This is a genomic window from Pseudomonas sp. LBUM1661 (assembly GCF_059695925.1).
Genome location: NZ_CP166794.1, coordinates 1,162,835 through 1,179,214, shown reverse-complemented (window position 1 = coordinate 1,179,214; position 16,380 = coordinate 1,162,835). Strand labels below are relative to the sequence as shown.

General features: G+C 59.6%; 10 protein-coding genes. 2 read left to right on the top strand and 8 right to left on the bottom strand.

Annotation, left to right across the window (positions count from 1 at the left end):
- Positions 1-8 precede the first annotated feature (8 nt).
- The 3 genes from ACA057_RS05345 to treP form a co-directional block, all read right to left on the bottom strand.
- Positions 9-1,232, bottom strand: coding sequence for a maltoporin (locus tag ACA057_RS05345; RefSeq protein WP_497346496.1), 1,224 nt, complete (start codon positions 1,230-1,232; stop codon positions 9-11).
- A gap of 108 nt (positions 1,233-1,340) precedes the next feature.
- Positions 1,341-2,990: an alpha,alpha-phosphotrehalase gene (gene treC / locus ACA057_RS05340; protein WP_497346494.1), complete on the bottom strand. Its 1,650-nt coding sequence runs from the start codon at positions 2,988-2,990 to the stop codon at positions 1,341-1,343.
- 119 nt (positions 2,991-3,109) lie between these two features.
- Complete coding sequence (gene treP, locus ACA057_RS05335) at positions 3,110-4,552, bottom strand: PTS system trehalose-specific EIIBC component (RefSeq protein WP_497346492.1); 1,443 nt, start codon at positions 4,550-4,552, stop codon at positions 3,110-3,112.
- Between the two features lie 250 nt (positions 4,553-4,802).
- On the opposite strand from treP, the gene treR reads away from it, so the two are divergent.
- Complete coding sequence (treR, locus tag ACA057_RS05330) at positions 4,803-5,507, top strand: trehalose operon repressor (RefSeq protein ID WP_495028835.1); 705 nt, start codon at positions 4,803-4,805, stop codon at positions 5,505-5,507.
- 100 nt (positions 5,508-5,607) lie between these two features.
- Positions 5,608-10,248 (top strand): membrane-targeted effector domain-containing toxin, encoded by a 4,641-nt coding sequence (locus tag ACA057_RS05325; protein ID WP_497346489.1) that lies wholly within the window; start codon positions 5,608-5,610, stop codon positions 10,246-10,248.
- 78 nt (positions 10,249-10,326) lie between these two features.
- Here ACA057_RS05325 and guaA read toward each other — a convergent pair whose 3' ends face one another.
- The 5 genes from guaA to ACA057_RS05300 all read right to left on the bottom strand — a co-directional run bounded on the left by guaA (position 10,327) and on the right by ACA057_RS05300 (position 16,283).
- Complete coding sequence (gene guaA, locus ACA057_RS05320) at positions 10,327-11,904, bottom strand: glutamine-hydrolyzing GMP synthase (RefSeq protein WP_059406339.1); 1,578 nt, start codon at positions 11,902-11,904, stop codon at positions 10,327-10,329.
- 100 nt (positions 11,905-12,004) lie between these two features.
- Positions 12,005-13,474 carry an IMP dehydrogenase gene (guaB, locus tag ACA057_RS05315; RefSeq protein WP_497346487.1) on the bottom strand — a complete coding sequence of 490 codons (1,470 nt, stop codon included), beginning with the start codon at positions 13,472-13,474 and terminating at the stop codon, positions 12,005-12,007.
- Between the two features lie 301 nt (positions 13,475-13,775).
- On the bottom strand, positions 13,776-14,324 hold the full coding sequence (locus ACA057_RS05310; RefSeq protein WP_497346485.1) for a sugar ABC transporter ATPase: 549 nt from the start codon (positions 14,322-14,324) through the stop codon (positions 13,776-13,778).
- A 219-nt stretch (positions 14,325-14,543) separates the two neighbouring features.
- Positions 14,544-15,725 carry a formate-dependent phosphoribosylglycinamide formyltransferase gene (purT, locus tag ACA057_RS05305; RefSeq protein ID WP_497346483.1) on the bottom strand — a complete coding sequence of 394 codons (1,182 nt, stop codon included), beginning with the start codon at positions 15,723-15,725 and terminating at the stop codon, positions 14,544-14,546.
- Positions 15,726-15,815: 90 nt separating this feature from the next.
- On the bottom strand, positions 15,816-16,283 hold the full coding sequence (locus ACA057_RS05300; protein WP_059406335.1) for a 7-cyano-7-deazaguanine/7-aminomethyl-7-deazaguanine transporter: 468 nt from the start codon (positions 16,281-16,283) through the stop codon (positions 15,816-15,818).
- Positions 16,284-16,380: the final 97 nt, after the last annotated feature.

Genomic DNA, 16,380 nt, shown 5'->3' with positions numbered 1-16,380 from the left:
AGCATCGCTTATTTCCACCAGTACTCGACTTGCAATCCGACGTTCGAACCGTGGCGCGCCGTGCCGAAAGCGCCGGTGTCGGACAACGCCGAACCCGCCGCCAGTTCATTGGCCGCCCGTTTGGCCGCCTCGTTCCAGCGGGCATAGGTGTAATACAGACGCACCTCGGGACGCTGCCAGAATTCCGGCCCCTTGGGCGACCAGGTCGGCGCAAACGTGAACTTGCTCAGCTTGCGCGTACCGCCCGTGGCCTCCACCTGATCGTGGCCCAGCTCGGTCACCAGTTTGAACTGCTCGCTGATCGCGTAGGCCGGACGAACGCCCAGGGAAAGCCAGTTCTGGCCTGATCCATCCGCGCGAATGTCTTTCTGATAAACCGCCTCGATTTGCCCGCCAAAACGCGGCGTCACTTGCCAGTCGAAGAACTCCACCACACGGTAGCTTTTGTTGCTGTCGTCCAGCTTCACGTTACCGGTATAGCCCAACCCGGTCCCGGGACCTTCGCCGTACTGAAAGGCCAGTTTGTTCTTGCCGCCCAGAAAGCCCTGTTGCACATGCTGGGTGGTGATCGCCCAACCGCGATGCGCGTCGCGGCTGTCCGGTTTGTCGATGTAGCTCAGTCCCAATTCCAGCGCGCCACCGGGGTTGGTGTTGAAGCCGGCCACGTTGAAATCGTGGCGGTTGATGTAGTCCTTCTGGTACAGGTTGTCCTTGCGCGAGAAGGCGTAGCTGTATTTCAGATCGCCGATCAGCACATCCTCGATACCGCCGCCGGTAGCGCTCTGGTTCCAATAGTAGAAATCGGAAATGTGGATATCGTTCCGCTTGTAATAACGCCGACCGGCCCACAGCGAACCGCCGTTGAGACTGGGCATGTTCGACCATTGCGCATACAGCTGCGGCATCCGCACCGAGCCATTGTCACCGTTGAAGGTCAGGTCCTTGTCGTACTGGTTATACAGTGACGCCATGCCGTCGACGCTAAGCACTGAACCGTCGTCGAGCGTGAACAGATCCTGGCGCAACTCCAACTCCCCGTACTGTTCGCATTCGTTGCCCAGACGGTATTTGGATTGCGCGCCTGGCAATTGAAAACATTGCTGTTTACCGCTGTCGGTCGAAGTCCCGACCCCGCTGCGCAAGTAACCGCCGAACTCCAGCGCCTGGGCCGACAGTGGCAACGCCAGGCATACACACGCGGCTGCAAGGCTGCGATTTAGTGTTGTTTTCAAGAGCCATCCCATTATTTTTATTGTGTGATTCGGCAAATTCGGCGCGCAAAACTCCCCCGCGCAGCGTTCTGCGTGTTTTTTTAAATCGGTGCTTTTATTGGTTGAGCTTTAGTGGTTAGTCAGGTGCAGCACGAACGACTCATAAGGCCGCAAAGTGACCTGCCGAATTCGCGGCGGGCAGTCCGGGTAGTTGCTAATTACCAGGCGCTGGCCCATCGCTTCGTTGATGACTTCCTCCGGCAGTTCGACTTCACATGCGGTGCCGTAGAAGTTGTTCAACACCAGCAGTCGTTCGCCCTGGCCTTCCCGAACATACGCCCAGATTTGCCGGTGCTCGGGCAACAGTTGCCGATAAACGCCGTCGGCTATCAGCGCTTCACGGCGACGCAGGGCAATCAATTGACGGTAGTGATGCAGAACGGAATCAGGGTCATCGAGTTGGGTCGCCACGTTGATCTGCGCAGCGTTGGCCGGCAGGCCGATCCACGGTTCGCCAGCGCTGAAACCGGCGTTCGGTTCGGCATTCCAGTGCATCGGCGTGCGGCCATTGTCGCGGGACTTCTGCATGATCGCTGCCATGTTGTCGGCGTCACTCGCGCCCGCCTCGCGCTTGAGGCGGAAGATGTTCAGGGTCTCGACATCGCGGTACTGGTCGATGTGATCGAAGCCCGGATTGGTCATGCCCAGTTCTTCACCCTGGTACACGAATGGCGTGCCCTGGAGGAAGTGCAGCGCGGTCCCGAGCATCTTCGCCGACACCACCCGATGCTCGCCGTCATGGCCGAAACGCGAAACCACGCGCGGCTGATCGTGGTTACACCAGAACAGCGCATTCCAGCCACCGCCGGCCTGCATGCCGGTCTGCCAGTCGGAGAGGATGCGCTTGAGTTCGAGGAAGTCGAAGTCGGCGCGAATCCACTTTTGCAGGTTCGGGTAATCGACCTTCAGGTGATGGAAGTTGAAGGTCATCGACAGCTCTTTCGACTCGGGTCGCGAGTAGCGAATGCAGTGGTCGAGGCTGGTCGACGACATCTCGCCGACGTTGATCAGGTCGTGACCCTCGAACACTTCGCGGTGCATTTGCTGCAGGTACTCGTGGACGTGCGGGCCGTCAGTGTAGAAGCGTCGACCGTCGCTGTTGTCCTCGGGGAAATCCGCCGGTTTCGAGATCAGGTTGATCACATCGAGACGGAAACCACCCACGCCTTTGTCGCGCCAGAAACGCATCATCTTGAACACTTCGGCGCGCACCTTGGGGTTGTCCCAATTCAGGTCGGCCTGGGTGTGATCGAACAGGTGCAGGAAGTACTGGCCGGTCTGGGCTTCGTACTCCCAGGCTGAACCACCGAACTTGGATTCCCAGTTGTTCGGCTGGTCGCGCCAGATGTAGAAATCGCGGTACGGGTTGTCGAGGCTGCTGCGGGCTTGCTGGAACCAGGTGTGTTCGATGGACGTGTGGTTGACCACGATATCGAGCATCAACTTGATCCCGCGCTTGCCGGCCTCGGCAATCAGCAACTCACAATCGGCCATGGTCCCGTAGCTCGGGTCGATGGCGTAGTAGTCGCTGATGTCGTAGCCATTGTCGCGCTGCGGCGAGCGCAGGAACGGCGTGATCCACAGGCAATCGACACCCAGCCAGTGCAGGTAGTCGAGCTTGGCGACGACGCCGAGCAAATCCCCGGTGGGGTTGCCGGCGTGGCTGTGAAAGCTTTTCGGGTAGATCTGGTAGATCACCGAGCGTTGCCAGTCTTGCATGGCACTATTCCTTCAGTAAGTTGATGCGGTGACCGTTATGGCCCCTTCGCGAGCAAGCCCGCTCCCACATTTGGAATGCGGTCAACTGTGGGAGCGGGCTTGCTCGCGAATGCGGTTTGTCAGGCAACCCGATACCCAGGCCGAACAATCTTCATGCTCAACCCACAGGTCAAAACAAACGGCACGACCATGGCGATGATCATCCCGATCACAAACATCGGGATGAACTGCGGAATGATCGAGATGAAACCGGGCAACCCGCCGACACCGATTGCCGAGGCCTGGACCTTGTTCAGCGACAGGAAAATGCAGCCCAATGCCGAGCCGATCAGGGCCGCATAAAACGGAAACTTGTAGCGCAGATTGACCCCGAACATCGCCGGTTCGGTGATGCCGAAGTAAGCGGAAATCGCCGAGGTCGAGGCCATGCTTTTGTCGCGCACATTGCGCGTCATGTAGAACACCGCCAGGGCGGCACTGCCTTGGGCGAGGTTGGACATGACGATCATCGGCCAGATGAACGTCCCGCCCTGGGTGGAGATCAGTTGCAAGTCGACCGCGAGGAACATGTGGTGCATGCCGGTGATCACCAGCGGCGCGTAGAGCAAACCGAATATCGCCCCGCCGACCATCGGCGCCAGGTCGAACAGCATGACCACGCCTTCGGTGATCAGAATCCCCAGGTGCCGGGTCACCGGGCCGATCACGGCCAGCGCCAACACACCCGTCACGACGATGGTGGTGATCGGCACCACCAGCAATTGCACCGCGTTCGGCACCCGTGCCCGCAGCCATTTTTCGATAGTGCTCATGACGTAGGCCGCCAGCAGGATCGGCAGAATCTGCCCCTGATAACCGACCTTCTCGATCTGGAACAGACCGAGGATGTCGAAGTACGGCAGGCGCTGGCCATCCAGCCCGGCCACTGCCTTGCCGTAGTTCCAGGCATTGAGCAGGTCCGGGTGCACCAGCATCAGGCCGAGCACGATGCCGAGAATTTCGCTGCCGCCGAACCGCTTGGCCGCCGACCAGCCCACCAGCGCCGGGAGGAACACGAACGAGGTGTTGGCCATCAGGTTGATCAGGCTCCAGAGCCCGTCAAGTTTCGGGTAGGCGTCCAGCAGGGTCTGGCCCTCGATGAACATGCCTTTGGCGCCGATCAGGTTGTTGATGCCCATCAGCAGGCCGGCAATGATCAGGGCCGGCAGGATCGGCATGAACACGTCGGAAAACACCCGCACCAACCGTTGCATGGCGTTGATCTTGTCGGCGCTTTTTTGTTTGACGTCGGCGATGGTCGACGCCGCGAGTCCGGTTTGGCGGCGCAGTTCGGCGTAGACCTTTTCCACTTCGCCGGGGCCGATGACCACCTGGAACAAGCCGCCGGTGAAGAACGAACCTTTGACCAGGTCGATCTGGTTCAAGGTGGCGCTGTTGACCAGGCTCGGGTCCTTGAGGGCCAGGCGCAGGCGCGTGACGCAGTGCGCGGCCTGCTCGAGGTTGTCGCTGCCACCGAGGCTGTGCAGCAGCTCAGTGACGATATTCGGATAGTCGTGGCTCATGCTTGTTTTTCCGCTGTGGTTTTTTGTTTTTGGCAGCACGCCGAAGCGAAAAGTACTCGTCTGTACGAGTTAAAGCAACAACTCGTACAGACGAGTTTCATTTTTGTTTATCCAACAACCGATACAAAACTCCCTGTAGCAGCTGCCGAAGGCTGCGTTCGGCAGCTGCTACACACTGCATCATGGACAAACCCCGACCCTGCCCTTAAGGTTCAAAACCTTGAGTACAGCGCGGCACAGAGCCATCCCCATGAGTAAATACAACCAGATCTACAGCGATCTGCTTGCCAGCATTACCACCGAACGTCTGGAACGCGGCGCCCGGTTGCCTTCCGAAACCGAATTGATGGAGAGCTATCAGGCCAGTCGCGGCACCGTGCGCAAGGCCATCGAGCAACTGCAGGAGCGCGGCTTTGCCCAGAAAGTCCACGGCAAAGGCACCTTTGTGCTGTCGACCAACCCGATCGAATTCCAGCTCGGCGGCATCGTCAGTTTCCAGGAAACCTACCCACGGCTGGGCAACGACGTCAGCACCGACGTAGTCGAGTTCACCCAAATCCCCCTTGAAGGTCCCCTGCTGGAACACATCAAGGCGCAGGAAGGCAGCCTGATCACGCGGATCAAACGGGTGCGGCGGATCGACGGCAAACGAGTGATCCTCGACATCAACCATTTCGTCAGCGATGTGATTCCCGGCCTGTCCCGTGACATCGCCGAACACTCGATCTACGCCTTCATCGAGCAGACCCTGCAATTGCAGATCGCCTATGCCCAGCGCACCATCGAAGCGGTACCGCGCAGCAAGGACGACCAGCAACACCTGGACCTCGACGGCCAGAGCCATGTGATCGTGGTCAGCAACCAGACCTTCCTCCAGGACGGTCGACAATTCGAGTACACCGAGTCTCGGCATACGCTGGACAAGTTCTACTTTTCCGATGTGGCCAGACGCTGACACTACACCCTCGCGGAGCGCCAAAAAGCATAACTATGTAGTGCACCTTCTTTGAGCAATCGGGCCAATCTCGACGGCCCATCTCTCAAGGATAGAGCGCATGAACACGACAGACACCCGCCCATTGCCCAATGCCGCCGACAAGGCAGCGCTCAAGGCAATCGCCACCACCGTCATCCAGACCTGCCCCAGCCTGCAAGACACGGCGCATGAGGTCGCCAGCGATGTGCTGAAGAAATACGCCATCACCGGCCTTGACCCGGATCAGGTGTATTTCCACCGCTTTGACGCCTCGCAAAGCAGCTCGACAGCCTTCACCGGTTGGGAGCACGTTCATGCAACGCCAACGTCGACCATGACCCTGACGCAACTGGTGATCCAGCGCTTTCGTGTGGGAGACCAGGACAACGCCGATTTACTGGACGTGTACGGAGGCTTTTATACCGCAGGCCCGAACGCCGGTACCTTCAATGAAACCAACGAAGTGCGCCTGCATGGCAACGAGGTGTTGAAGGACTTCTGGAGCATTGACTTCAGCTCGTTATACACCGAGCGACTGACAGCCTTCTGGAATGATTCCGGCACCGATTTCCGCACCCTGGCCAAGTGCAATTTCCTGATCAAAGCCGTGCAGGCGCGGGACAAACGCCAGTTAAGCGACGAGGATTTTCAGTTCGTCACCCAAGCCGTCATCGGCCCGATTACCTGGCCGGTCAGCCTGCCGATGCTGCAGGCACAACACCCTTGCACCGGCAGCGTTCGCACCCTCGATGTCGCAGGCTACGTCGCGGTCAACGCGCTTCGATTTGTCGCCGCCAAGGGCCGGCAGATTGTCTACCTGCCCGGCGAAGTCGATGCCTTTCAGATCATGGAAACCGCAACGGACATGCACTACTGGATGTTGCTGCAAATGAACAAGGCGCCTGCGCGCCGGGCGTTCATGACGCATTTTTCCCTGGCCGACCGGCAGGCCATCACCGAGAACCTCAACGATCTCCTGAACCAGCTCGTCAGCACCTGGAGCCAATACGACCATCACCTCATCAACCAGAAAAACCAGCCCGTCACCGGCGACGCCTTCACCTGGCTGCGCGACTCGACCAAAGACGCGATGTTCGCCGAGGCCGAGCTCTCGTTGACCTCCAATGGTGATCTGCGCAAGCAACTCTGGATCGGTTACCTCAGCGCCGGCGTGAAAGTCTTCGGCCCGATGGCGGTCGTCGGCTGGCCGGTCGCTCTGCCAGTGATCGGGGCCAGCATCGCTAACCTGGGCTTGAACATCGATCAGGCGGTCAACGCAAAAACGGCTGAAAAACGTAAGGCCGGTATCCTGGGCGCGGTGCTCAGCGGCATTGATGTGCTGTTCAATTTGCTCGTCCTCAAGGGACCGGGTTCGCTCGCAGACGTCGGCCCCGAGATTGACGCCGCTGAAGCCAAGGAAATGGCCGATCTGATTGAATCGACGCAGCCGGCCGAAGGTGCCGGGGCGGTAGCCGTTGAGAAAACACCGATGACTACCGGTTTACCCACCGACAGCACCCCATCAGTGCCGGATAACTTCAAGATCGACATACCGTTGGGTGATGACACGCTCATCCTTGAACCCGGCAAATTCCAGGGTATTCACCAGCTCGCCTCCAACCCTTCTACCGCGATCACGCTCAACGACAGCGCCTATTACGTGCGTTACGAGAGCGAACTCAACGGTCGCGGAAACTGGGCCATCATCGACCCGACCAACCCAAATGCCTTCTCGGGCTCGATTCCCGTGCGCTTGAGCGCCGAAGGCAAGTGGGAAGTCATTCCGCGCCTGGGGTTGCAGGGCGGCATGGACGTGCCACCGGTAACCGTCGAAGGCGCAACCGGCGAACCTGTTGTCGAGGAATGGGCGCGCCCCGCCGGCGTTCATGTTCCCGGACTCGACGACCCCCAAATGAGGGAGTGGGCACTGGGTGGTGCCGACGTCCAGGCACGGTTCAGACGGATATGGACGGTTGGCGGTGTCGACGTGCGCAGTGTGCTCGACTCCGACGTCAACACTGAGGCCGCCCGCAGCGTGTTCATGTCCCCGGTGGACGAAGCGATCGAAACAATCAGTGAGTTCGAACTGGCTCAGGAGGAACCTCGCAGAGTACTGATCAGCGATGCAAACGCCTGGTACGAACTTCATCCGCCGACCGCTCGATTGCCCGTATCGACGACGTGGCCCTTGCGGACCCAGAGCGAGCTGCTTGAAAGCGCATTGGCGGAAAAACCCGGGCTGGTCATCGGCGAAAACCGAGGCAGTATTGGCAGCAAGAAACTGCTGATCGAAGAGATGCCGAAACTGGCCCGCAGTGGCTTGAAAACCCTGTACCTCCAGGAGTTGCTGGCCAACGTCAATCAGCTCGACCTGGATGCGTTCGCTCGCACCGGAGATATGTCCGAAGAGCTGGAAAACTACTTGAAGCGACTCGACTTCAAGGCCGGTAACGACCCCGAAGGCAAATTCAACCTCCTGTCATTGGTCAAGGCCGCCAATGCCGAGCGAGTCCGGGTGCAAGCCATCGACCTGTCGACGACCTACAACATCAATAAGGACTCGCTGCATCCGGTCCCGAACAATCAAATGTCGAGGAGCTTTTTTGCCAGCGAAGTCATTCGTTTCGATCAGGCATTGAAAGGCCCGGGCAAATGGATTGCCCTGGTCGACCAGCAAAACATGGCCACGTTCAGAGGCTACCAGGGCATCAGCGAACAGACCGACGCGCTGAGCGTACGCATCGATGACGTCACCCCAGGACGGGCACACACTATCGGCTCTGATCCCGGCCTGTGGGTGGAATATGCGGATTATCCCGACTCCCCTGTCGAAGAAGTGGTGGGTTCGCCCGAGCTCGACAACCTCCATGAGTTGATCAAGGGCGACTGGCGGTTGCAGCTGGAAACGCCGTGGGCGTACCGGTCCCCGCAAAACCTGAGGGCGTTATTGTCTGAGCAGGGAATGTTCACCTTTCAGCGCTACAGAAGCAGCGTGCTGGTGGTTTATCGCAACGCCGATGGACGAATGGCTGATAGCGTCATCCGCTCGACACCCGGCGGGAGAATCAGCCTGGATACGCCGCTCGGCCCAGCCTACGACTCCATCACGGTGGATAACCTTGGGGAACTGAAACAGGCACTGATCGCCAAAGGCATGCGGCCAATGGGCTGGCCGCCACTGCAAGACCTGGCGCAAACGCACCCGCGACCGACCATCCCGTCCAACTGGCAAGCCAACGAACTGCTTGAAGGTGAAACACTGGTGACCGAGCCTGGAAAATTCCGGGGCATTTATCGACTCAAGGCCAACCCTTCAACCGCGATCATGCTGGACCACACCCCGTACTACGTGCGCTGGGAGGCCGACCTCAAGGGTGGCGGGCATTGGGCGGTCGTCAACCCGGAAAACCCCCATGCTTTCTCCGACTCGATCCCGGTGCGACTGAACGCTAAGGGCGAATGGGAAACGATGCCACGCGGCGGGCTCAACGGTGGGGGCAAGACACCCGGTTTACAGGTGCCCGCTTCAGAATACGACATGCCCGAGCACCTCAAGACCGCCTTGAAAGACGGCGCGACCGGACTGGACGACGCGTCGCTGCGAGACTTCTACGACAGCCTCAACGAGCACGATCCCTACCGGGAGTTCAAGGTGATCAGAAAGCGCCTGTATCGCGATGCCCTGCGTTTTTATGCCGAGCTTCAACTGCCCGGGCGCCCGCCGATTCCAGCCTTCAATCCTGACGCCCGTGCCGAGCAGATTATCGAGAAAATCCTGGAACATGCCCGAGGGTTGATCATCGGCGAAAGCCATAGCGCCATCGGCAGCAAACAATGGCTGATCGAAAACATGGAACTGTTGGCCAGCAAAAACGTGAAGACGCTGTACATGGAGCATCTGCTGACAGACTTCCATCAGGCGGCGCTGGACTCGTTCTTCGAAACAGGCGTGATGGCCAAAGACCTGGAGAGCTACCTCAACGCGCTTGATGTCGGCAACATGACCGACCCACTGGGTCGCGACACATTCCTGGAACTGGTCAAACAGGCGCATCGATTCAAGATTCGCGTACAGGCCATCGATTGCATGGCGAGTTACCGGCTCAACGGCATGGAACGTGTCGGGTCGCTGGAGCCTGCCATTGAGCCCACCGCGCGGCAGAAAATGATGAACTACTTTGCCAGGTCGGTCATTCGCCGCGACCAGGCGCTGCGGGGGGCGCACAAATGGGTGGCACTGATGGGCAACTCGCACTCCAACACGTTCGAAGGCGTTGCGGGGGTCAGTGAACTGGAAGAAGCCATCGGCATACGCGCTGAAGACGTCGCCGAAGGCATCTCGACAGGCATCGAGCCCGATCCCGGAAGAATCCTGCCCTTGGGCGGTACCGCGGCTGATCGCAACGCCCTGGTCAGAGGTGATTTGCGCCTGCGAATGGCATCGCCGTGGACCGCACAAACCATGTCGGAAATCGAAGCGGCCTTGCCTCGGCAAGGAATGTACACGTTGAAACTACAACCCAACATGACCTTCCTGGTTCATCGCAGCCGCAGCAAGGCGCTCGTGCGCACGCTCATCGAAAGCGCTGACGGCAGTTACTACATCGAACGCCCGAACTGGCCTTCGGTGAGCGGCAAACGCTACGCCAGTATCAAGGCGTTGCTACAGGCTCTGGACACCGTGGGCCTGACGCTGGCCGGCTGGTCGAAACCGCTGTAACGCAAAAACGAAAAAGCCGTGTGAAATCGAAATTTCACACGGCTTGTTCATGCATCAGCGTTCAAGGCTGGCGCCCGATCATTCCCACTCAATGGTCGCTGGCGGCTTGCTCGACACGTCGTAAGTGACGCGGGAGATGCCTTCGATTTCATTGATGATGCGGCCGCTGACGGTTTCCAGCAGTTCGTAAGGCAGGTGTGCCCAACGCGCGGTCATGAAGTCGATGGTTTCCACGGCACGCAGGGCCACGACCCACGCGTAACGACGGCCATCGCCGACCACGCCAACCGATTTCACCGGCTGGAACACTACGAAGGCCTGGCTGACCTTGTGGTACCAGTCGGCCTTGCGCAGTTCTTCGATGAAGATGTGGTCGGCGCGACGCAGCAGGTCGGCGTATTCCTTCTTCACCTCACCGAGGATCCGCACGCCCAGGCCCGGGCCCGGGAACGGGTGACGGTAGACCATGTCGTACGGCAGGCCGAGTTCCAGGCCCAGACGACGGACTTCGTCCTTGAACAGCTCGCGCAGGGGTTCAACCAGCTTGAGGTTCATTTCTTCCGGCAGGCCACCCACGTTGTGGTGCGACTTGATCACGTGAGCCTTGCCGCTTTTGGCGCCAGCCGACTCGATCACGTCCGGGTAGATGGTGCCTTGGGCGAGGTACTTGATGTTGTCCAGTTTGTTGGACTGGGCATCGAACACGTCGATGAAGGTACGGCCGATGATCTTGCGCTTCTTCTCCGGGTCGCTTTCGCCGGCCAGATTGTCGAGGAACTGATCTTCAGCGTTGGCGCGGATGACCTTGACGCCCATGTTCTCGGCGAACATGGCCATCACTTGCTCGCCTTCGTGCAGACGCAGCAGGCCGTTGTCGACGAAGACGCAGGTCAGCTGGTCGCCAATGGCTTTGTGCAGCAGTGCGGCAACTACGGAAGAGTCAACGCCGCCGGACAAGCCGAGCAGTACGTTGTCGGTGCCGACCTGGGCGCGAATGTTGGCGATGGCGTCTTCAGCGATCTTTGACGGTGTCCACAGCGCTTCGCAGCCACAGATGTCGAGGATGAAGCGCGAGAGGATGCGACCGCCCTGCTTGGTGTGGGTCACTTCCGGGTGGAACTGCACGCCGTAGTAGCCGCGAGCGTCGTCGAACATGCCGGCAATCGGGCAGCTCGGGGTACTGGCCAGGATGTGGAATTCCTGTGGCATCTTGGTGACTTTGTCACCGTGGCTCATCCACACGTCGAGGCCGAACAGGCCGTCGGCGTCGATGTGGTCTTCGATGCCGTCGAGCAGGCGGCTCTTGCCGACCACGTCAACACGGGCGTAGCCGAATTCACGCAGCTCGGAACCTTCGACTTTGCCACCCAGCTGTTCAGCCATGGTTTGCATGCCGTAGCAGATACCGAAGACCGGTACGCCCAGGTCAAACACCGCTTGCGGGCAGCGCGGGCTGTCGGCGACGTGTACGGACTCGGGGCCGCCGGCGAGAATGACGCCTTTTGGAGCGAATTCGCGAATCGCTTCGTCATCCATGTCGAACGGGTGCAGTTCGCAGTACACGCCGATTTCACGCACGCGGCGGGCAATCAGCTGGGTGTACTGGGAACCGAAGTCGAGGATCAGGATGCGGTGAGCGTGGATGTCGAGGGCCATGATTCAGTCTCGTCTAAGTCATTCAGAAACAGTCGTGATTCAGAAACAACTCGGGGCTGAATAAAACAGCCCCGGTTACTTAACTTTTTTGCTTGAAGCCTCAACCTACGCGGTAGTTTGGCGCTTCTTTGGTGATTTGTACGTCGTGGACGTGGGACTCGGCCATGCCAGCGCCGGTGATCCGCACGAACTCAGGTTTGGTGCGCATTTCTTCGATGTCGGCACTGCCGGTGTAACCCATCGAGGAACGCAGGCCGCCCATCAGTTGATGGATGATGGCACTCAGGGAGCCCTTGTAAGGAACACGCCCTTCGATACCTTCCGGCACCAGCTTCTCGGCACCCGCGGAGGAGTCCTGGAAGTAACGGTCGGAGGAACCTTGAGCCTGGGACATGGCGCCCAGCGAACCCATGCCGCGGTAAGCCTTGTACGAACGACCCTGGAACAACTCGATCTCGCCTGGCGCTTCTTCAGTACCGGCGAACATCGAGCCCATCATCACGCAGGAAGCACCGGCCACGATGGCCTTGGACAGGTCACCGGAGAAACGGATGCCGCCGTCGGCGATCAACGGAACGCCAGTGCCTTCAAGGGCGGCGGCGACGTTGGCGATGGCACTGATTTGCGGGACACCGACACCGGCGACGATACGGGTGGTGCAGATCGAGCCCGGGCCGATACCGACCTTGACCGCATCCGCGCCCGCTTCGACCAGGGCCTTGGCCGCTGCGCCGGTGGCAATGTTGCCGCCGATGACCTGCACTTGCGGGAAGTTGTCCTTGACCCAGCGAACGCGATCGATAACGCCTTTGGAGTGACCGTGAGCCGTGTCGACCACCACCACGTCAACGCCGGCATTGACCAGTGCAGTCACACGTTCGCCGGTATCCTTGCCAGTACCGACGGCAGCGCCAACGCGCAGACGACCTTGATCGTCCTTGCTGGCCAGCGGGTACGCCTTGGCTTTTTCGATGTCTTTGACTGTCATCATGCCTTTGAGGGCAAACTTGGCGTCGACGATCAGGACTTTTTCCAGACGGTGCTTGTGCAGCAACTCGCGGACTTCGTTCTTGTTGGCGCCTTCGCGTACGGTGACCAGGCGCTCTTTAGGCGTCATCACTTCACGTACGGTGGCTTCCAGACGCGTTTCGAAACGCACGTCACGGGAAGTGACGATGCCGACCAGGTCGCCATTGTGCAGTACCGGAACGCCGGAGATATTGTGCAGGCGGGTCAGTTCGAACAGATCACGAACCGTGGCGTCAGCCTCGATGGTGATCGGATCCTTGACGACGCCGGCTTCGAACTTCTTGACCTTGCGAACTTCGGCAGCTTGCTGCTCGATGGTCATGTTCTTGTGGATGATGCCGATGCCACCTTCCTGAGCCATGGCGATTGCCAGACGGGCTTCAGTAACGGTGTCCATTGCGGCAGAAACCAGAGGAATATTCAGCTCGATGCCACGGGTTAGGCGGGTCTTGAGACTGACTTCGTTAGGAAGTACCTCGGAATAACCGGGCACTAGGAGAATGTCGTCGAATGTCAGAGCTTCTTGGCTGATACGCAGCATCGCGGGGGCTCCCGAGCGGGAAAATGGAAGCGCGCCATTATAGTCAGACACCCCCTCGGGTTCAATGTAAAACTCTGTCTATTATTGGCATTACTGACATACGGGATGGGATGGCTGTTTTTTTGTAGGCGCGAGCTTGCTCCGGGCGGCGTTCCGACGATGGCCGTGAACGATGACGCGTATTGTCTGCGAACAAGCGTCGCCTGCGCGTTCATCGCGAGCGAGCTCGCTCCTACAGATGTTCAGATTCGCGGTGATGCTGTGGGAGCTGGCCTGCCAGCGATGAACGATAACGCGGTCATTACAGTTCGACTTTGACCCAACTGACGGGTTGATCGAGCCAATCGGCAAACTCGTCGATGAAGCTCTGCTTGAACCCGGCCTCGGCCCAGTTGTTGAAAATGAACCCCAAGTTGGAAAAGCCGCATTCCTGCAAGAACAGAAAGCCGTTGATGTCATCTTCATGCCCGCATTCGGGGCAGGTGAAGTTATCGGTGCGCCCTGGCATCCACTCTTCCAGGCTTTCGAACAGCGCTTCGCCGATTTCCTTGCGGCACTCGGCGCAGCCGGCTTCGCCGAGGAAACCCTTGGCCGGCGTATAGATGCAACGCTTGGTGATGATTTCCAGGCCGTTGATCGGCTCACCGAACGGCAGGGCTTCCGGGTGCAGGACCACGGCACGGGCACCGTCGCCGATGGCGTGAGCCATGCGATTGCCGGTGCGCCCGCAGGTGGTCAGTTCTTCCTTGATAATGTTCTTGCGCACCAGCCAACGCACGATCGCCCGTGCCCGGGGCTCGTGCACCGGCAGTGTGGAGATTTTCGGGACAATGATGCTTTGCGAATTCATGGCGACAGGCCTGGATGCATTTAAATGAAGGATATTGCGCGGGAATCCAATGCCAATTTCAAACAACTCCCCCTGTAGGAGCGAAGCTTGCCCGCGAAGGCGATTTCATAGCCAACAATGATGCTGAATGTGCAATCGCCTTCGCGGGCAAGCCTCGCTCCTACAAGGTTTGTGGGGCGAGCCTTGCTCCTAGTAGGTATAGGCCCGCCGAGAGGGTTTTTACAGTTCGACAACCACCGCCTGCGACGCACGGGTGGCCTTGGCGCGCGCGGCTTCGATCGACTCGTCGCGAGCCAGTGCCACGCCCATCCGGCGCTGGCCATTGACCTCAGGCTTGCCGAACAGACGCAACGCGGTATCCGGCTCGCTCAACGCCGCACCCAGGTTGGCGAACGCCGTCTGGGTCGACTGGCCTTCCACCAGAATCACCGCCGACGCCGAAGGCCCGAACTGACGGATCAACGGAATCGGCAGGCCGAGGATCGCCCGTGCGTGCAGGGCGAACTGCGACAGGTCCTGGGAAATCAAGGTCACCAGACCGGTGTCATGTGGGCGCGGCGAGACTTCGCTGAACCACACCTGATCACCTTTGATGAACAGCTCGACGCCAAACAGACCACGGCCCCCCAGGGCTTCGGTCACGGCTTTGGCAACGCGCTCGGATTCAGCCAGGGCAACCGGGCTCATGGCTTGCGGCTGCCAGGATTCCTGGTAGTCGCCCTTCTCCTGACGGTGGCCGACTGGCGCGCAGAACATAGTGCCGCCGACGTGGCGCACGGTCAGCAAGGTGATTTCGTAGTCGAAGTCGATGAAACCTTCGATGATCACGCGCCCCTTACCGGCACGGCCGCCTTCTTGAGCGTAATCCCAGGCGGTTTTCACATCGTCGACGTTGCGCAGCAGGCTCTGGCCCTTGCCCGACGAACTCATCACCGGCTTGACCACGCACGGGAAGCCGAGGTCTTCGACGGCCTTGCTGTAATCCTCGAAGGTGTCGGCGAAGTGGTACGGCGAGGTCGGCAGGTCCAGCTCTTCAGCGGCCAGGCGACGGATGCCTTCGCGGTTCATGGTCAGCTGCGTGGCGCGCGCGGTCGGGATCACGGTGAAGCCTTCGGCCTCCAGTTCCACCAGGGTGGCGGTGGCGATGGCTTCGATTTCCGGCACGATGAAGTGCGGCTTTTCGGCCTCGATCACGGCGCGCAGGGCGGCGCCATCGAGCATGTTGATCACATGGCTGCGATGGGCGACTTGCATGGCCGGCGCGTTGGCGTAGCGATCCACGGCAATCACTTCAACGCCCAGGCGTTGCAGCTCGATCACCACTTCCTTGCCCAACTCGCCACAGCCACACAGCAATACGCGGGTCGCGGTGGGCGACAATGGAGTTCCGATACGGGTCATCTCAGGTCCTCAAAGGAGCGGATCATCGAGGGAAGCGCGCTTCCCATGGGGAGAAAGCGCGGCATTTTACATGAACCTGCGGGTTTGGCTTCAGCTGACGACGGCTTGCTTGCGCAAGCGCCACGCCATGATCAGCCACACGGCCGTCACGCCAGCGAACTTCGAGCCCATGGCGGTGAGGATGACGCCGGGGGTGAACGCGTCGATCATGCCGAAGAAAATGAAGGTATCAAGGGGAATGCTCAGGGCCGAACTTATCCACAGGCGGTCGTGCAGCGGGCGCTTGGTGATGCTGAATACCAGCCAGTCGATGCACTCGGACACCGCGAACGCCGTGGCGCTGGCCAACGCGATGGACGGATCGGACGTTACATAGGAAAGCACCAGCGCCGCCAGCATCGCCGCAATGGCGCCGTGGCCAAAACGGGTTTGCACCATGTCGCGCAAGATAAACACCAAACCGCCCCAGGCTGACCAGATGATGTCCAGGTGCGGCGCGGTGGAAAAGGCGTAGTTGATCAGCACGACACTGCTGATGTAAGCGATCAGGAAGAGCATGGGGCGCGGGAATACCTGTCAATTTGGCGCACAGGGTATTTCACCCCAACACAAACACCAACCTCTAACACGGACCTGTAGCAGCTGCCGAACGCAG